The sequence below is a fragment of the Anaeromyxobacter sp. genome, from assembly GCA_016718565.1.
GTDB lineage: Bacteria > Myxococcota > Myxococcia > Myxococcales > Anaeromyxobacteraceae > JADKCZ01.
In genome coordinates, this window is record JADKCZ010000001.1 from 1,454,896 (window position 1) to 1,473,368 (window position 18,473).

Below are 18,473 nucleotides of genomic sequence, written 5' to 3' on the forward strand. Positions count from 1 at the left end.
CGGGCATGGCCCAGACCAGCGCCGACCGCTTCGCTGCCCACGCCCTCGACCTCTTCGCCCCGCTCGGTCCGGGCGTCACGGCGCGGCGCATGTTCGGCGGGCTCGGCTTCTACGCCGCCGGCCGCTTCTTCGCGGTGGGCGACCAGGACGAGGGGCGGCTCTACCTCAAGGTGGACGACCTCACCCGGCCTGCCTTCGAGGCCGCGGGCGGGCAGCCGTTCACCTACACGATGCCCGGCCAGGCGGTCGCGACCATGGCCTACCTCACGCCGCCCGACGCGGCGCTCGAGGACCCGGAGGCGATGCTGCCGTGGGCCCGGCTGGCGCTCGAGGCGGCCGGTCGCGCCGCCGCGGCCAAGGCGGCCAGGGCTGCCAAGAAGCCCAGGGCTGCCAAGAAGCCCAGGGCCGCCAAGAAGCCCAGGGTCGCCAAGGGGGCCTCCGCCCGCAGGCCGCCTGCCTCGCGGCGCCGCCGCTGACTACCCCCTGCCCGCCGCCGCGGCGACCTGCTTGGCCAGGAAGCGGGTCTCGATGCGCCCGCGGTCGCCGCCCGGGTGCAGGGTCAGCGTCAGGCCGGAGGGGCCAGGCGAGGCCAGCGCCGCGATGGCCTTCTGCAGCCCCAGCTCGGCCACCCGCTTGCCCCCCAGCGCCACCACCAGATCCCCGGCCGCCACGCCGGCGCGGTGCAGGCCGCGCCCGGGGGTCACCGACAGCACCCGCAGCAGCGCCCCGCTCGGCACCACCCAGGTGCCGCCCCGCGCCTGCAGGACGACGTCGGCGGCGCCCCGCTCCAGCAGCCAGCGCGCCAGCTGCTTGTCCAGGTCGAGGATGTGGCTGGTCAGCCACTGGATCATCCAGCCGCCGATGAGCTCGCTCATCCCCTCGGTCAGCCCGTCGAGGTCGTAGTCGAAGCGCAGCCGGCCGAAGGCGCGCACGAAGCCGGCGTGGGCCTCGCGGTGGCGCTCGGCCCCCGGGTAGGCGGCCGCCTCCATCATCCGCTCCTCGGTGTCGAAGTGGCTGACGGCGTAGTCGCCGAGGAAGTCGAGGAGCCGCCCGACGGCCGAGGGGTCGGAGGCGAGGGCCCCGAGCAGCCGGTCCACCTGGATGATCAGCTCCTTGTGCTGCGCGTCGATCTCCGCCACCCCGGTGGCGAAGCCATCGGACCAGGTCAGACCCATGGTCATCCCCCCTGCGAGCCCCCCCGGGGCCACGGCGCCGCCCGTCCGCGAGCCCCCCCGGCCCGCCGCGCGCGGCTGCTGCGGCAGGGAGTTTGCCAGCCTCCCGGCCCGGCGGGGAAGCGACGCGCCGACCCGGGCGTTCTCGCGTTGACGGGGGAGGGGCCACCCGCATACCCTCCGCCAGCCCTTTCCCCCGTGGAATTCAAGAGATGGACCAAAAGACCCCCACCGCAGACGACCTCGGCGCGACCGAGCGCGAGATCATCGCCACCCGCCGGGAGAAGGCCGAGGCCCTCCGGGCGCTGGGGGTGAACCCCTTCGGCAACGGGGTGTCCCCGGCCCACCTGGCCGCCGACCTGCACGCCCGCTACGGCGAGCAGCCGGCCGACGAGATCGCCAGGGACCCCGGCGCCTGGTCGGTGGCCGGCCGGGTGCTGGCGGTCCGCAGCTTCGGCAAGGCGGCCTTCCTCAAGGTCCAGGACCGCACCGGCACCATCCAGGTATGGGTGAAGAAGGACAAGGTCGGGGAGCGCGGCTTCGAGGTCTTCAAGCTCCTGGACGTGGGCGACATCGTGGCGGCCGAGGGGCCCGCCACCCGCACCAAGACCGGCGAGCTCACCGTGGAGGCGGCCACCTTCACCATCCTCACCAAGGCCACCCGCCCGCTGCCGGAGAAGTGGCACGGCCTCACCGACGTGGAGCAGCGCTACCGGCAGCGCTACGTGGACCTGGTGGTCACGCCCGGCGTGCGCGAGACCTTCGTCAAGCGCGCCCGCATCGTCTCCACCATCCGGCGCTTCCTGGACGGGCGCGGCTACCTGGAGGTGGAGACCCCCACCCTGCACAAGCCGGAGGAGGCCGGCGGCGCGGCGGCCCGGCCCTTCCAGACCCACCACAACGCGCTCGACCTCGACCTCAAGCTGCGCATCGCCACCGAGCTGCACCTCAAGCGGCTGGTGGTGGGCGGGCTGGACCGCGTCTACGAGATCGGCCGCATCTGGCGCAACGAGGGGATCGACCGGCGCCACAACCCGGAGTTCACCTCCATCGAGTTCTACCAGGCCTTCGCCACCCACGAGGACCTGATGGCCCTCACCGAGCAGCTCTTCCACGAGCTGGCGGTGCAGGTGGCCGGGGCGCCGACCATCACCTTCCAGGGGCAGGCCATCGACCTCACCCCGCCGTTCCCGCGCGTCTCCATGCTGGCGGAGGGGGCGCGCGCCCTGGGGCTCTCGCCGGAGGACGCCCTGGCCGGCCGCGGCCTGGCCGAGGCGCTGGGCCGCGCCGCCGCCCGCGAGAACGACTCGGCGGACGCCTGGAAGCTGGAGCAGGCGGCCAAGCGGACCCCCGGCGAGATCATCGCGGTGGCCTTCGAGGTCTTCTGCGAGCGCCAGCTGCCGAAGGACCGCCCGGCCTTCGTGGTGGACTTCCCGCTGGAGACCTCGCCGCTGTCGCGCCGGCGCGACGCCGACCCCCGCCTGGTGGACCGCTTCGAGCTCTTCGTGGCCGGCATGGAGCTGGCCAACGCCTTCTCCGAGCTCAACGACCCGGCCGACCAGCGGGCCCGCTTCGAGGCCCAGGCCCGGGCCAAGGCGGCCGGCGACGACGAGGCCATGCCCTTCGACGAGGACTTCGTGCGGGCCCTGGAGCACGGCATGCCGCCCACCGCCGGCGAGGGCATCGGCATCGACCGCCTCACCATGCTGCTGACCGACTCGGCGTCCATCCGCGACGTCATCCTCTTCCCGCTGCTCAAGACCCGCGAGTGAGCGGAGGGGCCGGACCGCAGGGGCGCCCGGGCGCCGACGACCTCCACGCCGACCACCCGGTCGCCCCGGTCTTCTCCACCCGCGCCTTCCTGCTGGTGCTGGTGGGGGTGGTGGTGGCGGGCGCCGGCGCCCCGGTGCTGCACGCGGCGCTGGCCGCCCGGGGTGGCCTGCCGGCCGGGCTGGCCACCGGCCTGGCCGCGGGGGGCGCGGGGCTGGTCGGCGCGGCCTTCGGCGCCGCGGCGGCGCTGGTGGGGCGGCGCCTGGCCTTCTACGAGGTGACGGCGGCCGGCCTGCTCTGGACCGCCACGGTGGCGCTGCGGGTGGCGGTGCTGCCGCTGTCGCGCGGCGGCCCGGCGGGCCTGGAGGGGCTGGAGGCGCAGGGCACCCTGGTGGTGGTGCTGGGGCTGCTCTCGGCGGGGGTGCTGGCGGCGGTGGCGGTCTTCATCGGCGCCACCCTGGCCTACCTGCTGGCCGGCTCGGGCCGCCTCGACGCCTCGCTCTCCTTCGAGCTCTACGTGGCGCGCAGCCACCTGCGCCTGTCCCCGCGCACCCTGCTCGGGCTCTTCCTGCTGTGCGTCACCGGGGTGCTGCCCGGCCTGCTGATCCTGCTGGTCCGCTCCCTGGTGGCCGACGCCGCCGAGCGGCGCGCCGAGCGGCGCGGGCTGCTGCACGCCCGGGCCCGCCTGCCGGCCACGCTGCTCATGACCCTCATCTCCATCGGCGGGGTGGCCATCGGGGTGTGGGCGCTCACCGTGGTGCTGTCGGTCATGAGCGGCTTCGAGGCCGACCTGAAGCACAAGATCCTGGGCCACAACGCCCACGGCATGGTGATGAAGTACGGCCAGAACGACTTCACCGACTGGCGCGAGGCGCGCGAGAAGGTGCGCGGCGTCCCGGGCGTGGTGGGGGCCACCCCCTTCCTCTACAACGAGGTGATGATCGCGGCCGGCCAGAACCTGACCGGCGCGGTGGTCAAGGGCATCGACCCGGCCACCATCGGCACCGTCACCGACCTGCCGGCCGCGGTGGAGGAGGGCGAGCTGGCCTGGCTCTCCGAGCCCACCCGGGTGCCCATCTCGCCGGTGCGCGACGCCGCGGCGCCGCCCCCGGCCGGCCCGCTGCCGGCCATCGTCATCGGGCGCGAGCTGGCCCGCAGCCTGCGGGTCTTCGTGGGCGACCAGGTCAGCGTGGTCTCGCCCTTCGGCGACCTCGGGCCGGCCGGCCCGCAGCCCAAGAGCCGCCTCTTCCGGGTGGCCGCCCTCTTCTACAGCGGCATGTACGAGTACGACGCCAAGTTCGCCTACCTGGAGCTGGCCGAGGCGCAGCGCTTCTTCGCCACCGGCGACGCCGTCACCGGCCTGGAGCTCAAGGTGAAGGACGTCGACGCGGCGCGCGGCGTGCTGGCGCGGGTCCAGGCCGCGCTGGGCGGCTACCCCTACCGCACCAAGGACTGGGGCGAGCTCAACCGCAACCTCTTCTCCGCCCTGCAGATGGAGAAGCTGGTGATGGCGGTGATCCTGGGCTTCATCGTGCTGGTGGCCAGCTTCATCATCGTGGCCACCCTGATCATGCTGGTGCTGGAGAAGACCCGCGAGATCGCGGTGCTCAAGTCGATGGGCGCCGGGGTGCCGGGCATCATGAAGATCTTCGTGGCCGAGGGGCTGACCATCGGCGCGGTGGGCACCTTCTTCGGCCTGGTGCTGGGGCTCGGCACCTGCCTGCTGGTGGACCGGGTGGGCATCCCGCTCGACCCGGAGGTCTACTACATCTCCAACCTGCCGGTGCTCATGGACCCCGGGCAGTTCGGCCTGGTGGCGCTCATGAGCGTGGCGCTGGCGTTCCTGGCCACCATCTACCCGGCCACCAAGGCCGCCCGGCTCAGGCCGGTCGACGGCCTGCGGAGCGAGTGATGGGCGCCCCCTTCGTCAGCGTGCAGGGGCTCGGCAAGACCTACCTGATGGGCGGCCGCCGCCTGGAGGTGCTGCGCGGCATCGACCTCACCATCGAGGCCGGCGAGCTGGTGGCGCTGACCGGGCCCTCCGGGGCCGGCAAGAGCACCTTCCTGCACGTGCTCGGCACCCTCGACGCGCCCAGCGCCGGCCGGGTGCTCTTCGACGGGGTGGACGTCTTCGCCCGCGGCGAGGAGGACCTGGCCACCTTCCGCAACGGCACGGTGGGCTTCGTCTTCCAGAGCCACCACCTGCTGCCCGAGTTCACCGCGCTGGAGAACGCCATGATGCCGGCGCTCATCCGCCGGGTGCCGCGCGCCGAGGCGGCGACGCGGGCGGCCGAGGTGCTGGCGCTGGTGGGCCTGGCCGACCGGCAGGGCCACCGGCCCGGCGAGCTCTCCGGCGGGGAGCAGCAGCGGGTGGCGCTGGCCCGGGCCCTCTGCCTCTCGCCCCGCCTGCTGCTGGCCGACGAGCCCACCGGCAACCTCGACCCGCGCACCGCCGAGGGCATCCACGCCCTGCTCTACGACCTGAACGCCCGCCTCGGGGTCACCGCCGTGGTGGTCACCCACAACGAGCGGCTGGCCGACGCGCTGCCGCGCCGCCTGCGCCTGGCGGCGGGGCGCCTGGAGTGAGAAACCCTTTGAGCCTCCGCGACCTTTGCACTAGATTCCGCCGTTCCGTGGAGCCCCGACCCCGCCGCGTCCGGCCGCTGGCCGCCGCCCTGGCCCTCGCCCTGCTGGCGCCGGTGGCCCTGGCCGAGGACGCGCCGCGCGTCGCCGAGGTGGTGGTGGAGGGGAACCGCCGCGTCGAGGGCGACGCGGTGCGCGCCCTGGTGACCCGCAAGGGCAGCCCGGTGGAGATGGCCCGCCTCGACAACGACCTGCGCGCCCTCATGAAGCTCGGCTTCTTCGAGGACGTGGTGGTGGAGCTGGCCGGTCCGCCCGAGCGCCCGGTGCTGGTCTACCGGGTGGTGGAGCGGCGCACCGTCAAGGAGGCCACCATCGTCGGCAACGAGGCCCTCTCCAGCGAGGACCTCAAGGACACCGTCGAGGTGAAGCCCTTCTCGATGCTGGACCCGGTGGCCATCCGCAAGGACGTGAAGAAGATCCAGGAGAAGTACGTCGAGAAGGGGTACTTCCTGGCCGAGGTGACCTCCCGGGTGGAGCCGCTGCCCGACGACCAGGTGGCGGTGCGCTACCTGGTGGACGAGAAGGCCAAGGTGGAGGTGCGGGAGATCCGCTTCGTGGGCAACCGCAAGGTGACCAGCGCCACCCTCAAGGCCTCGATGCTGACCCAGGAGGGCAGCCTGATGGCGCTGCTCTCCTCCGGCGGCACCTACCGCGAGGACATGTTCCAGCGCGACCTGGCGGTCCTCTCCGGCGTCTACCTGGACCTGGGCTACATCAACGCCAAGATCGGCAAGCCGGCGGTGGCCCTCTCGCCCGACAAGCGCGGCCTCTTCGTCAGCATCCCGGTGGAGGAGGGCGAGCAGTTCACGGTGGGCAAGCTGGAGTTCGCCGGCGACCTGATGGGCCAGGAGGGCAAGCTGCGGCTGCTGCTGCAGTCGCGCTCCGGCGAGCTCTTCGCCCGCAGCCGCATCGGCGCCGACCTCTTCGCGGTGGGCGACGTCTTCAAGGACCTGGGCTACGCCTACGCCAACGTCACCCCGCTCACCGCCCTGGACCCGGCGCGCCGCATCGTCGACATCACCTTCGAGGTGGCGCCCGGCCTGAAGTGCCGCTTCGAGCGCATCGACGTCATCGGCAACGACAAGACCCGCGACAAGGTGGTGCGCCGCGAGCTGCGCATCTACGAGGGCGAGACCTTCGGCGGCACGGCCCTCAAGATCTCCAAGGCGCGCGTCACCGCCCTGGGCTTCTTCGAGACGGTGGAGATCACCACCGCCAGGGGCAGCGCCGAGGACCTGATCGTGGCCACGGTGGAGATCAAGGAGAAGGCCACCGGCTCCTTCCAGCTGGGGGCCGGCTACTCCTCCTACGAGAACTTCATCCTGACCGGGCAGATCTCCCAGCAGAACTTCCTGGGCTGGGGCCAGACCCTGTCGCTGCAGATCCAGTGGTCCTCGCTGCGCCAGCTCGGGCAGCTGCAGTTCGTCGAGCCCTACTTCCTCGACACCAAGTGGACCTTCGCCTTCGACGTCTACGCCACCGAGAGCTTCTACACGACCTTCACGCGCCGGGCGGTGGGCGGCAACGTCACCTGGGGCTACGAGCTGAACGGCCTGGCGCGCTACTGGCCCTTCGCCCGCCACCTCGAGGACATGCGGGTCTTCGGCACCTACAAGAACGAGTACGTGGCGGTGGCCGGCACGGCGCTGGCCACCGGCCTGGCCGACTCCATCCGCTCCGGCACCACCAGCTCGCTGACCCTGGCCTGGCAGTGGGACCGGCGCGACAACCGCATCTTCCCCACCTCCGGCTTCTTCGCCTCGGCCTCGGCGGAGCTGGCCCCGCCGGCGCTGGCCCCCAGCGGCCTCTTCGGCGACCAGGTCAACCTCTTCACCCGCTACAACGTGGACGTCCGGCTCTACCGCCCGGTCATCTGGGGCCTGGTGGCGCGCGCCAAGCTGACCCTGGGGCTGATCCGCAGCTGGGACTCCACCGAGAAGCTGCCCATCTCCGAGCTCTTCTACCTGGGCGGCATCAACTCGGTGCGCGGCTACCGCTTCCTCTCCATCTCCCCCACCACCCTGGCGCCCTGCAACCCGGCCGACCCGGCCTCCGGGACCTGCGAGGTGGCGGTGGGCGGGAACAAGCAGGCCATCCTCAACCTGGAGCTGGAGTTCCCCCTGTCCGGCGGCGCCGGCATCAAGGGCGTGGTCTTCGCCGACGCCGGCAACTCCTTCCCGGCCGGCGCGTGGAGCGACCCGGCGGTGCGCTTCTCGCTCTACCGGTCGGTGGGCTTCGGCTTCCGCTGGTTCAGCCCCATCGGCCCGCTGCGGTTCGAGTGGGGCATCCCCATCGACCGGCGCAAGGACAAGAACACCGGCGCCTACATCGACCAGCCGCTCGACTTCCAGTTCACCATCGGCAACTTCTTCTAGCCGCCCGCAGGAGAGCACATGCGCACCGTCACCCGCCTCGCCGTCCTGACCCTGGCCCTCGCCCTGGCCCCCGCCGCCCGCGCCGAGCAGAAGCTCGGCTACGTCGACTTCCAGCGCGCCATCAAGGAGGTGGAGGAGGGCAAGGCCGCCGGCGCCGCCCTCAAGCGCGACTTCGACGAGAAGCAGAAGCAGCTCAACGGCAAGTCGGAGGAGGTCAAGCGGCTGCAGGAGGAGTTCCAGAAGCAGGCCGCCCTGCTGACCCCCGAGGCCAAGGCCGCCAAGGGCGCCGAGATCGAGCGCAAGATGATGGAGACGCAGGAGTTCTACGTGAAGCTCCAGCAGGACCTCTCCGGCAAGGAGCGCGAGGCCATGCGCCCGCTGGCCGACAAGATGACGGCCATCGTCCGCGAGATCGCCGAGGCCGAGGGCTTCACCATGGTCTTCGACCGCGACTCGGCCGGCCTGATCTGGGCGCCCACCTCGCTCGACCTGACCAACGAGCTGATCCGCAAGTACAACGCCAAGTACCCGGCCGGCGCCGCCAAGAAGGCCGACGGCGCCGCCAAGAAGGCCGACGCCCCCAAGGCCGACGCCCCCAAGAAGTAGGGCCGCCATGACCACCCGGACGCTGGGCGAGCTCGCGGCCCTGGTCGGCGGGCAGGTGGAGGGGGACGCCGGGCTGGCCCTGGCCGGCGTGGCGCCGCTGGAGGAGGCCGGCCCCGGGCAGCTCTCCTTCTTCGCCAACAAGAAGTACCGGGCCGCCTTCGAGGCCTCGCGGGCCGGCGCGGTGGTGGTGGAGGCGGCCGAGGTGGTGCCGCCAGGCCGCACCGTGCTGCGCGCCCCGTCGGCCTACCTGGCCTTCGCCCGCCTCTCCAGCCTCTTCCACCCGCCGGCGCCGCCGCTGGCCGGGATCTCGCCGCAGGCCGCCGTCGACCCCACCGCCGCGGTGGACCCCACCGCCCAGGTCGGGCCGCTGGTCTCCATCGGCCCCGGCGCGGTGGTGGGCCCCCGCAGCGTGCTGCACCCCGGCGTCCAGCTGGGCGCCGGCGCGCGGGTGGGCGCCGACTGCCTGCTCTACCAGAACGTGGTGGTGCGCGAGCGCTGCGTGCTGGGCGACCGGGTGGCGCTGCAGCCCGGCTGCGTCATCGGCTCGGACGGCTTCGGCTACGCGCTCGACCTGGAGGGCGAGGGGCGCGGCCCGCGCCACTTCAAGGTGCCGCAGGCGGGCATCGTGGTCATCGAGGACGACGTCGAGATCGGGGCCAACGCCTGCGTCGACCGCGCCACCCTGGGCGTCACCCGGATCTGCCGCGGCGCCAAGATCGACAACCTGGTGCAGGTGGCCCACAACGTGGTGGTGGGGCCGCTCTCCATCCTGGCCTCGCAGGTGGGCATCTCCGGCTCCACCAAGCTCGGCATGGGGGTGGTGTGCTGGGGCCAGGCCGGCCTGATCGGCCACCTCAGCATCGGCGACCGCGCCAACATCGCGGCCCAGGCCGGGGTGGCGGGCGACGTCGGCCCGGGCGAGCGGGTGGCCGGCTCGCCCGCCAGGAGCGACGTGGCCTGGGCCCGCAACTCGGCGGTCTTCGATCGCCTCACCGAGATGCGCCGGGAGCTCAAGGCGCTCCAGAAGCAGGTCGCCGCCCTCCAGAAGGAGCAGACCCCATGAGCACCGATCCGAAGCACGTCCTCGACATCGAGGGCATCCAGCGCCTGCTGCCGCACCGACCGCCCTTCCTGCTGGTGGACCGGGTGGTGGCCTTCGAGAAGGACACCTCGCTGACCGCCCTGAAGGGCGTGACCATGAACGAGCCGTTCTTCGCCGGCCACTTCCCCGGGCACCCGGTCATGCCGGGCGTGCTCATCCTGGAGGCGCTGGCCCAGGCGGCGGCGCTGCTGGCCTGCCTGTCGCTGCCCCCCGAGAAGCTCGGCAACACCGTCACCTACCTGATGGGCATCGACGGCGCCCGCTTCCGCCGGCCGGTGGTGCCGGGCGATCGGCTGGAGCTCAAGGTGGTGTGCACCAGGCAGAAGGGCATGGTCTGGAAGCAGACCGGCACCGCGCTGGTGGACGGCCAGGTGGTGGCCGAGGCCGACTTCATGGCCATGCTGGCCGACAAGGACAAGGGCGCCGCGCCCGTCTAGCGGCAGAGAGAGGAGCCAGCCGATGGCCATCCACCCCACCGCCGTCGTCGAGCCCGGCGCGCAGGTCGACCCCTCCTGCGAGATCGGCCCGTTCGCCTACGTCGGCCCCCACGTGGTCATGGGGCCCGGCTGCCAGGTGCGCCCGCACGGGGTGGTCACCGGCCACACCACCCTGGGGGCCCGCAACCAGGTCTTCTCCCACGCCACCATCGGGGAGATCCCGCAGGACCTGAAGTACGCCGGCGAGCCGACCCGCACCGTCATCGGCGACGACAACGTCTTCCGCGAGTGCGCCACGGTGCACGCCGGCACGGTGCAGGACCGCGGCGAGACCCGCATCGGCAACCGCTGCCTCTTCATGGCCACCGCCCACGTGGCCCACGACTGCGTCATCGGCGACCGGGCCATCATCGCCAACTGCGTCGGCCTGGCCGGCCACGTGGTGCTGGAGGAGGACATCCACTTCGGCGGCCTGGCCGGGGCCCACCAGTTCGTCAAGGTGGGGCGGCTGGCCTTCGTGGGCGGCATGTGCGGCGTGGTCATGGACGTGGCGCCCTACACCATCGTCAACGGCAGCCGCGCCGAGGTGGTGGGCCTCAACACCGTCGGGATGCAGCGCGCCGGCATGACCGAGGCGCAGGTGGCCCGGGTGAAGGCGGCCTTCAAGACCTTCTTCCGCTCCAACCTGCAGGCCGAGGAGGCGCTGGCCCGGCTGGAGGGCGAGCTGGGAGCCCACCCCGAGGTGGCCCACTTCATCGCCTTCGTGAAGGCCTCCAAGCGCGGCGTCACCCGCTAGGCATGGCCACCATCGGGCTCATCGCCGGGGCGGGCGGCTTCCCGCTGCTCTTCGCGGCGGGCGCGCGCCGGGCCGGCCACCGGGTGGTGGCCACCGGCTTCGTCAACTCCACCGACCCGGCGCTGGAGCGGGCCGTGGACGCCTTCACCTGGGTGAAGCTGGGCCAGTTCGGGCGGGTCATCGAGGCCCTCAAGGCCGGCGGCGCCACCAGCTCGGTGATGCTGGGCGGGGTCACCAAGAAGCGCTTCTTCATCGACGTGCTGCCCGACGCCGTGGGGCTGCAGATGATGGCCCGGGCCGCCGTCCGCACCGACGACAGCCTGCTGCGGGCCGGGGCCGCCATCCTGGAGGAGCACGGGCTGCCGGTGGTCGACCCCACGCCCTTCCTCTCCGACGCGCTGGCGCCCCTGGGCGTCATGGGGCGCCAGCAGCCCACCGAGGCCGAGCAGGCCGACGCCGCCTACGGCCTGGAGCTGGCGCGCGCCATCGGCCGGCTCGACCTGGGGCAGACCGTGGTGGTGAAGGAGCGCTGCGCCGTGGCGGTGGAGGCGCTGGAGGGCACCGACGCCTGCATCCGGCGCGGCGGCGAGCTGGGCGGCAAGGGCACGGTGGTGGCCAAGGCCGTCAAGCCGCAGCAGGACCGCCGCCTCGACCTGCCGGCCATCGGCCCGCGCACCATCGCCACCATGAAGGAGGCCGGCTGCCGGGTGCTGGTGGTGGAGGCCGGGGGCACGCTGGTGATGGACCGCGAGGAGCTGGTGCGCCTGGCCGACAGGGCCGGCATCGTGGTCCTCGGGCTGGCCTGACGTGCCGGCCTGGCTGCGCCAGGAGGCCGCCGGGGTGGCCCTGGAGGTGCTGGTGCAGCCGCGCGCCTCGCGCACCCGGGTGGTCGGCGTTCACGACGGCCGGCTCAAGGTGCAGCTGGCGGCGCCGCCGGTGGACGGCGAGGCCAACGCCGCGCTGGTGGCGTTCCTGGCCGGGGCCCTCGGCGTCCGCAGGGCCGACGTGACCATCACCCGCGGCGAGACCGGGCGGAGGAAGACGGTGCGGGTGGCGGGGACGACCGCCGCTCAGGTCGAGGGCGCGCTGGCCGCCGGCGCGCCCTGAAGCGAGGCCGGCCCGCGGGCCAGCGCCCGCCCGAGCGCCCCGCTGGCCCAGAGCCCGGCCACCAGCAGCGCCAGCACCCCCAGCCCCACCGGGCTCCAGGGCTGGCCCGAGACCGCCGGGTCCACGCCCTCCAGCAGGGCCGGCGCCAGGCCGCCGGCGGCCATCAGCCCGCCGTGCGCCAGGGTGGCGGGCAGGATGCTGCCGGAGGCGAAGGTGAGCCAGGCCAGCACCACCCCCATGAGCCCGCCGAAGAGGGTGAAGAGCAGGATGCCCAGGGCCGGGTGGCCCGGGTAGCCGAAGCCGCCGAAGGCGATGAGCGGCGCGTACCAGGCGCCCCAGGCCAGGCCGTGCAGCAGGACGCCGCGCCGCGGCCCCAGGGCCTGCACCAGCCGGGGCAGCAGGTAGCCACGCCAGCCCAGCTCCTGGCCGAAGGCGAAGACGGGGTAGAGCGCCAGCATGGCCAGGCCCTGCACGCCGAGCGCGGCGGCCGGGGAGGGGGTGGTGGCGGCGCCCCCGGCGGCCAGCGTGGCGCGCAGCTGGGCCAGGCCCAGGTCGGGGGCGTTGAGCGGCAGCGAGGCGGCCATGGTGAGGGCCACCAGCAGCGGCGCCGTGAGCCAGCCGGCCGCCAGCCAGCGCGTCGCCGGGAGCCTGAGGCCCGCGTCGCCGAAGCCCTGGTGCTCCACGGCGCTGCGCGCCAGCCAGGTGGCCACCGCCAGCGGCACCGCCAGGGCCGGGGCCGAGGCCGCCAGCAGCGGCAGGAGCTCCGGCGCGGCCTGGCCCGCCCCGGCCGCCTGCGCCACCTGCACCTGCACGAACCAGCCGAGGGCGTAGGCCACGGCCAGGAAGACGGTGAGCGCGGCGTTGCGGCGGGCGGGGTCGAGCGGCATGGCGGCGCACCCTAGCGCGCGGGGGCGGCGGGCGTCACCCGCGGCAAGCGGACGTTCACCCACCCCCGGCCGGACCGGGGCGTCGCCGGGGGTTTCCTTCGGCCGATCATCGACTAAGATGCGCCTCCCCATGCGCCTCGAAAACACCCGCTTCCTCGACGCCTGCCTCCGCCGCCCCGTGGACCGCCTGCCCGTCTGGATGATGCGCCAGGCCGGCCGCTACCAGGCCAGCTACCGCGCCGTCCGCGGCGAGGTGGGCTTCCTCGAGCTGTGCCGCTCGCCGGAGCTCATCGCCAGGGTCACCTGCGCCCCCATCGACGAGTTCGGCTTCGACGCCGCCATCCTCTTCTCGGACATCCTGGTGCACCTGCCGGCCATGGGCCTGCAGCTCACCTTCGAGAAGGGCGAGAAGGGCAAGGGCGACGGCGGCCCCAAGATCGCCAACCCGGTCCGCACCCGCGCCGACATCGACCTGCTGACGGTGCCGGAGCCGCGCCGCGACCTGGGCTACGTGCTCGACGGCGTCCGGGCCATCAACGCCGGCCTGCGCGGGCGGGTGCCGCTCATCGGCTTCGTGGGCGGCCCCTTCACGGTGGCCAGCTACGCGGTGGAGGGTGGCAGCCAGGGCTTCACCCGCCTCAAGACCCTGCTCTACGCCGACCCGGCCGCGGCCCACGCCCTCTTCGAGAAGCTGACCCAGGCGGCCATCGTGCAGATCCAGGCCCAGATCGCCGAGGGCTGCCACGCCGCCCAGATCTTCGAGAGCTGGCTCGGCGAGCTCGACCGGGAGGACCTGGAGCGGTTCTCCTTCCCCTACCTGGTGCGCCTCGCCGAGGCGGTCAAGAAGACCGGGGTGCCGTCCATCTTCTTCGCCACCGGCACCTCGGCGCACCTGGAGCGCATCGCCCAGCTGGGCTTCGACGTGGTGTCGGTGGACTGGCGCATCCCCATCGACGACGCCCGCCGGCGCGCCCCGGGCGTGGCCATCCAGGGCAACCTCGACTCGACCGTGCTGCTGGGCCCCAGGGAGGCCGGGGTGCAGAAGGCCCTGGGCATCTGCCAGGCGGCCGGGCCGGCGCCCGGCTACATCTTCAACCTGGGCCACGGCATCCAGGTGGGGACGCCCGAGGCCAACGTGAAGGCCGTGGTGGAGGCCGTGCAGGCCTTCACCTGGAAGTGAGGCGCACCATGCTGCAGATCCCGCCCTGGGAGCTCATCCAGAAGTACGACCGCCCCGGGCCCCGCTACACCAGCTACCCGACCGCGCCGGAGTGGACCGAGGCCTTCCGGACCCCCCAGTACGTGGACCACCTGGCGCGCGCCGAGCAGGCCGGCGGCCCGCTCTCCATCTACGTGCACCTGCCGTTCTGCCGGGAGATGTGCCGCTTCTGCGGCTGCAACGTCATCGCCACCCACGACCGCAGCCGCGCCGACCACTACCTCGACGTGCTGGAGAAGGAGGTGGCGCTGGTGGCCGCCCACCTGCCCACCCGCCGCCAGGTCAGCCAGCTCCACTGGGGCGGCGGCACGCCCACCTTCCTGGACGAGAAGCAGCTGACCCGCTGCCACGGCATCATCGCGCGCCACTTCCAGTTCCAGAAGGACGCCGAGCTGGCCGTCGAGATCGATCCGGCCATCACCACCAGGAGCCAGATCGACGTCCTCGGCGGGCTGGGCTTCAACCGCATCTCCATGGGCGTGCAGGACTTCGACCCCAAGGTGCAGGAGACGGTGGCCCGCATCCAGGGCGAGAAGGAGACCGACGAGCTCGTCAAGGCGGCCCGCGCCGCCGGGTTCCACGGCGTCAACCTGGACCTGATCTACGGCCTGCCCTACCAGACCCCCGCCACCTGGGCCGACACCCTCCGGCGCATCATCGGCATCCACCCGGACCGGCTGGCGGTCTTCGGCTTCGCCTACGTCCCCTGGTCGAAGCCGCACCAGAGGCTGCTGCCGCAGGAGGCGCTGCCCAAGCCGGAGGAGCGGGTCGCGCTCTTCCTGCAGGCCGTCGACACCTTCGCCAAGAACGGCTACCGGCTCATCGGCCTGGACCACTTCGCCCTGGAGACCGACGAGCTGGCGCGGGCCCAGGCGGCCGGCACCATGTTCCGCAACTTCCAGGGGTACACCATCCGCCCGGCCGCCGACACGGTGGCCTTCGGCATGAGCTCCATCTCGGACATCGGCGGGGCCTACGCGCAGAACTCGCACAAGCTGAAGGACTGGGCCGAGGCGGTGGAGGCTGGCCGCATCCCGGTGGACCGCGGCGCCGCCATGAGCGACGACGACGTGCTGCGGCGCTTCGTCATCAACCGGGTCATGTGCCTCCTCCGGCTCGACCTCGGCGAGGTGGAGGCCCGCTTCGGGCCGGCGGCCCGCGCCGACATCGAGGCCAACCTGCGGGGCGGCCTCGACGAGCTCACCGCCGATGGGCTGGTCACCTTCGACGGGCAGGTGCTGCAGGTCACGCCGCTGGGCCAGCTGCTGGTCCGCAACGTGGCCATGCTCTTCGACGCCTACCTGAAGAAGCCGGACGGCGCCAAGAAGTTCTCACGGACGGTGTAGGTCGGGGCCGGCCGGGCCAGGCGAAATCCAGCGCGGCCCCGTCGGGCCGGGGCTATGCTGCGCCCCTCCCGGAGGGACACCCATGCCGAAGACCGCCGTCTTCCTGATGAACCTGGGGGGGCCCAGGAGCCTCGCCGAGGTGGAGCGCTACCTCTTCGAGCTCTTCTCGGATCCGCTCCTGATCTCGGCCCCCTTCGGCCCCTTCCGGCCGCTGGTGGCCCGCCTCATCGCCAAGCTGCGGGCCCCCTCGTCGGCCGAGAAGTACGCCCTCATCGGCGGCAAGTCGCCGCTGGTGGAGGGCACCGAGGCCCAGGCCCGCGCCCTGGCGATCGAGCTCGGCCCGGACTACTCCTGCCACCTGGCCATGCGCTGCGGCCAGCCCGACACCGCCAGCGGGGTGCGCCAGGCCCTGGCCGCCGGCGCCGAGCGGGCCCTGGCGCTGCCGCTCTACCCGCAGTGGGCCAACGCCACCACCAAGAGCTCGCTCCTCGAGCTGCGGCGGCTCTGGCCCAGGGACCGGCCGCTGGCCGAGGTCTGCACCTTCCACGACCACGAGGGCTACCTGAACGCCTCGGCCGCGGCCCTCACCGAGACCCTGGCCACCGTGGATCCGGCGCTGCGCGACCAGGTGCTGGTGATCTTCAGCGCCCACGGCCTGCCGCTGAGCCAGGTGCGCGCCGGCGATCCCTACCCGGTGTACGTGGAGCACTCGGCGCGCGAGACGGCCCGCCGGGCCGGCGTGCCCACCTGGCAGATCACCTACCAGAGCCGCGTCGGCCCCACCAGGTGGCTCGGACCCGACACCGTGGACTACCTGGCCGCCAACGCCCGCGGCCGGGTGGTGGTGGCGGTGCCCATCGCCTTCGTCTCCGAGCACCTGGAGACGCTCTACGACATGGACATCCTGGCCAGGCAGGCCGCCACCGCCGCCGGCGCCCTGGCCTTCCTGCGGGTGCCCGCGCTGGGTACGCGGCCCGACTTCATCACCGCGCTGGCCGACGTGGCCCGGCGCGGCCTGGCCGGCCAGGGGCTGGCGCCGTAGCCCGGGGGCCGCCAGGTGGCGGCCCGGCGGTCAGGCGGTCAGGCGCGCGCCGGCCGCAGGAGCCGCAGGTGGACCCGCCGCGCCAGCTCGCTGTGCGGGTGGAGCCGCAGCGCCTGGTCGATGGCGGCCCGGGCCGCCGGGTGGTCGCCGGCCAGCGCCTCGGCCAGCGCCAGCACCACCCGCGCCCGGAGGTGCCCCTGGTCGAGCTGCAGCGCCGCCTCGGCGTGGGCCTTGGCCTCCTGGGCGCGCAGCCGCGGCGGCAGCACCGGGTCGTGCAGCTGGGCGAAGGCCAGCAGGGCCAGGTACTCCGGCTCGCGCGGGTTGCGCTCCACCGCCTCGCCCAGGGCCGACACCGCCTCGGCGTTGCGGCGAGCCCGGAGCGCCCGCTCGCCGCGCTTCATGGCCACCTCGGCCTCCAGCACGATGCCCGGGCTGCGCGCGCCCGACAGCTCCGACTTGAGCAGCAGGAAGGAGAGGTAGTGGCGCCGCTTCTCGTCGTTGACCAGCACGCGGTGGGCCGCGGTCACCTTGTCCTGCACCGAGCGCAGCAGGTCGGCCAGGTCGCCCACCTCGTACTCGGCGAAGGAGGCCGGATCGAAGCGCGCCATCACCTCGCGCCAGGCCCGCTCCACCTCGGTCGAGTCGGCGGCGATGTCCACGCCGAGGGCGTGGAAGTAGGTGCCGGGCAGGATGCGCAGCGCGGCCTGGCGGATGGCCTCGGCCCGGTCGGCCGGCAGCGGCGGCAGGGCCGGCCCCTCGGCCCCCGCGGGGCGCGCCGCGCCGTTCCCCGGCGTGCCGTGGAAGGCCACCGCGCCGGTCATCGAGAGGAACCAGAGCAGCGAGAGGGCCTCCTTCAGGTCGGCCTTGTGGGCCTCCAGCACGGCGCGGGTGGAGGTGCGGCCGTCGAGCGAGGCGGCCACCGCGGCGTCGCCCGCCGCCAGCCCCACCTCCGGCACCAGCCGGTCGTACTCGGCGGTGCGGACCGGGTAGGCGGCCAGCACGGCCTTCAAGGCGTCGGCGAAGTGCTTCACCGGCAGGTGGCCCCGGGCCCCCTCCAGCAGGGCCGGCAGCGGCGCCACCTCCACCAGCTGGAGCTGGGCGGCGAAGTCGTCGCCGGCGTGGAAGCGCCAGCTCCCCCGCGAGGTCCCCATGCTGGCCAGCAGCCGCCCGCGCAGGTGGGCCGCCAGCCCGGCGCGCAGGGACTCGCCCGGAACCAGCGCCCCCGCCGAGACGAGGGCTGCGCCCGGGCTGAGGCCGGAGGCCAGGGCCGCCCGGGCGCGCTGGTGCGCCACCGCCTCGAGGGCCAGCCCCGGGCCCAGCCAGCCGGCCAGCGCCTCGTCCGGGTCGTCCGACTCGGCCGCCACCGGCACGCCGCGCTGGAAGTAGAGGCGGCGCTCCGGCCCGTCGCCGGCCAGCACCAGGGCCCCGTCGGAGAGCGAGCGCCACACCTGGTGGACCAGGCGGGCCACCACGCCGGCCTTCACCTCGCCCTGGGCCACCGCGGCGCGGGAGAGGAGCAGGGGCACGCCGCGCAGCCGGGCCCGGGCCGCCGCCTGCTGCGAGAGCAGCAGGGTGAGCTTCTCGCCGAGCTCGGCGCTGGTGGGGTCGGCCACGTAGGCGTTGGCCCGCAGGGGCAGCAGGGCCTGGATGCCGCGCGCCTGGCCGAGGTGCTGCCGGTCGGCCACCACCAGCAAGGCCAGCGGGTCGATCTGGCGCAGGCGGCGGGTGACCCCCTCGGCGTCGGGCAGGTCGGCGGCCAGCACCACCGCGTCCGGGCGGGTGGCGGCGTGCTGATCCGCCAGCTCCTGGGGCGCCCCGCCCAGCACCACGTCGAGCCCCATGGCGGCGAGGTGCTCGCCGATCGCCGCGCGGGTGGCGTCGTGGGGCTCGACCAGCAGGATGCGTGGCACCCGGGGATTCTACGCCGGCGGCGGCGGAACGCACCTTCGGGGCCGGCGGAGGAGGGCGGGG

The 18,473-nt window shown here is 73.8% G+C and carries 17 protein-coding genes; 14 read left to right on the forward strand and 3 right to left on the reverse strand.

Features of this window, described 5'->3' with window-relative positions:
• Positions 1-5: 5 nt before the first annotated feature.
• Positions 6-476 carry a TfoX/Sxy family protein gene (locus IPO09_06255; GenBank protein MBK9516950.1) on the forward strand — a complete coding sequence of 157 codons (471 nt, stop codon included), beginning with the start codon at positions 6-8 and terminating at the stop codon, positions 474-476.
• Here the strand turns inward: IPO09_06255 and IPO09_06260 are convergent, their stop codons facing one another.
• On the reverse strand, positions 477-1,181 hold the full coding sequence (locus tag IPO09_06260; protein ID MBK9516951.1) for a bacteriohemerythrin: 705 nt from the start codon (positions 1,179-1,181) through the stop codon (positions 477-479). It abuts the gene before it with no gap.
• Between the two features lie 203 nt (positions 1,182-1,384).
• On the opposite strand from IPO09_06260, the gene lysS reads away from it, so the two are divergent.
• Genes lysS through IPO09_06310 form a run of 10 tightly spaced genes read left to right on the forward strand, consistent with a single transcriptional unit; the run spans position 1,385 to position 12,008 of the window.
• Positions 1,385-2,944 carry a lysine--tRNA ligase gene (gene lysS / locus IPO09_06265; GenBank protein ID MBK9516952.1) on the forward strand — a complete coding sequence of 520 codons (1,560 nt, stop codon included), beginning with the start codon at positions 1,385-1,387 and terminating at the stop codon, positions 2,942-2,944.
• Complete coding sequence (locus tag IPO09_06270) at positions 2,941-4,854, forward strand: ABC transporter permease (protein ID MBK9516953.1); 1,914 nt, start codon at positions 2,941-2,943, stop codon at positions 4,852-4,854. The genes lysS and IPO09_06270 overlap by 4 nt, the downstream gene beginning before the upstream one ends.
• The gene (locus IPO09_06275) at positions 4,854-5,528 is read left to right on the forward strand and encodes an ABC transporter ATP-binding protein (GenBank protein ID MBK9516954.1); all 675 of its coding nucleotides are present in this window, start codon (positions 4,854-4,856) and stop codon (positions 5,526-5,528) included. The genes IPO09_06270 and IPO09_06275 overlap by 1 nt, the downstream gene beginning before the upstream one ends.
• 47 nt (positions 5,529-5,575) lie before the next feature.
• Complete coding sequence (gene bamA / locus IPO09_06280; GenBank protein ID MBK9516955.1) at positions 5,576-7,960, forward strand: outer membrane protein assembly factor BamA; 2,385 nt, start codon at positions 5,576-5,578, stop codon at positions 7,958-7,960.
• A gap of 18 nt (positions 7,961-7,978) precedes the next feature.
• Positions 7,979-8,566, forward strand: a complete 588-nt coding sequence (locus tag IPO09_06285; protein ID MBK9516956.1) for an OmpH family outer membrane protein — start codon at positions 7,979-7,981, stop codon at positions 8,564-8,566.
• Positions 8,567-8,573: 7 nt separating this feature from the next.
• Positions 8,574-9,629, forward strand: a complete 1,056-nt coding sequence (gene lpxD / locus IPO09_06290; protein ID MBK9516957.1) for a UDP-3-O-(3-hydroxymyristoyl)glucosamine N-acyltransferase — start codon at positions 8,574-8,576, stop codon at positions 9,627-9,629.
• On the forward strand, positions 9,626-10,105 hold the full coding sequence (gene fabZ, locus IPO09_06295; GenBank protein MBK9516958.1) for a 3-hydroxyacyl-ACP dehydratase FabZ: 480 nt from the start codon (positions 9,626-9,628) through the stop codon (positions 10,103-10,105). Before lpxD ends, fabZ begins: the two co-directional genes overlap by 4 nt.
• Positions 10,106-10,127: 22 nt before the next feature.
• A complete protein-coding gene (lpxA, locus tag IPO09_06300) occupies positions 10,128-10,901 on the forward strand; it encodes an acyl-ACP--UDP-N-acetylglucosamine O-acyltransferase (GenBank protein MBK9516959.1) in 774 nt (257 codons plus the stop codon).
• Between the two features lie 2 nt (positions 10,902-10,903).
• Entirely contained in the window at positions 10,904-11,707 is an 804-nt protein-coding gene (gene lpxI / locus IPO09_06305) for a UDP-2,3-diacylglucosamine diphosphatase LpxI (GenBank protein MBK9516960.1), read from the forward strand.
• A gap of 13 nt (positions 11,708-11,720) precedes the next feature.
• Positions 11,721-12,008: a YggU family protein gene (locus tag IPO09_06310; protein MBK9516961.1), complete on the forward strand. Its 288-nt coding sequence runs from the start codon at positions 11,721-11,723 to the stop codon at positions 12,006-12,008.
• On the opposite strand, the gene IPO09_06315 is transcribed toward IPO09_06310, so the two are convergent.
• Positions 11,972-12,895 carry a CPBP family intramembrane metalloprotease gene (locus IPO09_06315; protein ID MBK9516962.1) on the reverse strand — a complete coding sequence of 308 codons (924 nt, stop codon included), beginning with the start codon at positions 12,893-12,895 and terminating at the stop codon, positions 11,972-11,974. The two genes, IPO09_06310 and IPO09_06315, sit on opposite strands and share 37 nt — an antisense overlap.
• Before the next feature lie 130 nt (positions 12,896-13,025).
• Between IPO09_06315 and hemE the strand changes: the two genes are divergently transcribed.
• The 3 genes from hemE (at position 13,026) to hemH (ending at position 16,502) form a co-directional block, all read left to right on the forward strand.
• Entirely contained in the window at positions 13,026-14,075 is a 1,050-nt protein-coding gene (hemE, locus tag IPO09_06320) for a uroporphyrinogen decarboxylase (protein MBK9516963.1), read from the forward strand.
• Between the two features lie 8 nt (positions 14,076-14,083).
• Entirely contained in the window at positions 14,084-15,460 is a 1,377-nt protein-coding gene (gene hemN, locus IPO09_06325) for an oxygen-independent coproporphyrinogen III oxidase (GenBank protein ID MBK9516964.1), read from the forward strand.
• 82 nt (positions 15,461-15,542) lie between these two features.
• Positions 15,543-16,502 carry a ferrochelatase gene (gene hemH / locus IPO09_06330; protein MBK9516965.1) on the forward strand — a complete coding sequence of 320 codons (960 nt, stop codon included), beginning with the start codon at positions 15,543-15,545 and terminating at the stop codon, positions 16,500-16,502.
• Positions 16,503-16,540: 38 nt separating this feature from the next.
• Here the strand turns inward: hemH and IPO09_06335 are convergent, their stop codons facing one another.
• The gene (locus IPO09_06335; protein ID MBK9516966.1) at positions 16,541-18,412 is read right to left on the reverse strand and encodes a molecular chaperone DnaJ; all 1,872 of its coding nucleotides are present in this window, start codon (positions 18,410-18,412) and stop codon (positions 16,541-16,543) included.
• Positions 18,413-18,473 lie beyond the last annotated feature (61 nt).

What these genes read in the sequence shown, in the direction of transcription:
- IPO09_06255 (MBK9516950.1), top strand. Translation starts at nt 6, where the DNA reads ATGGCCCAGACCAGCGCCGACCGCTTCGCTGCCCACGCCCTCGACCTC.
- IPO09_06260 (MBK9516951.1), bottom strand. Translation starts at nt 1,181, where the DNA reads ATGACCATGGGTCTGACCTGGTCCGATGGCTTCGCCACCGGGGTGGCG.
- lysS (MBK9516952.1), top strand. Translation starts at nt 1,385, where the DNA reads ATGGACCAAAAGACCCCCACCGCAGACGACCTCGGCGCGACCGAGCGC.
- IPO09_06275 (MBK9516954.1), top strand. Translation starts at nt 4,854, where the DNA reads ATGGGCGCCCCCTTCGTCAGCGTGCAGGGGCTCGGCAAGACCTACCTG.
- IPO09_06285 (MBK9516956.1), top strand. Translation starts at nt 7,979, where the DNA reads ATGCGCACCGTCACCCGCCTCGCCGTCCTGACCCTGGCCCTCGCCCTG.
- lpxD (MBK9516957.1), top strand. Translation starts at nt 8,574, where the DNA reads ATGACCACCCGGACGCTGGGCGAGCTCGCGGCCCTGGTCGGCGGGCAG.
- fabZ (MBK9516958.1), top strand. Translation starts at nt 9,626, where the DNA reads ATGAGCACCGATCCGAAGCACGTCCTCGACATCGAGGGCATCCAGCGC.
- lpxA (MBK9516959.1), top strand. Translation starts at nt 10,128, where the DNA reads ATGGCCATCCACCCCACCGCCGTCGTCGAGCCCGGCGCGCAGGTCGAC.
- lpxI (MBK9516960.1), top strand. Translation starts at nt 10,904, where the DNA reads ATGGCCACCATCGGGCTCATCGCCGGGGCGGGCGGCTTCCCGCTGCTC.
- IPO09_06315 (MBK9516962.1), bottom strand. Translation starts at nt 12,895, where the DNA reads ATGCCGCTCGACCCCGCCCGCCGCAACGCCGCGCTCACCGTCTTCCTG.
- hemE (MBK9516963.1), top strand. Translation starts at nt 13,026, where the DNA reads ATGCGCCTCGAAAACACCCGCTTCCTCGACGCCTGCCTCCGCCGCCCC.
- hemN (MBK9516964.1), top strand. Translation starts at nt 14,084, where the DNA reads ATGCTGCAGATCCCGCCCTGGGAGCTCATCCAGAAGTACGACCGCCCC.
- hemH (MBK9516965.1), top strand. Translation starts at nt 15,543, where the DNA reads ATGCCGAAGACCGCCGTCTTCCTGATGAACCTGGGGGGGCCCAGGAGC.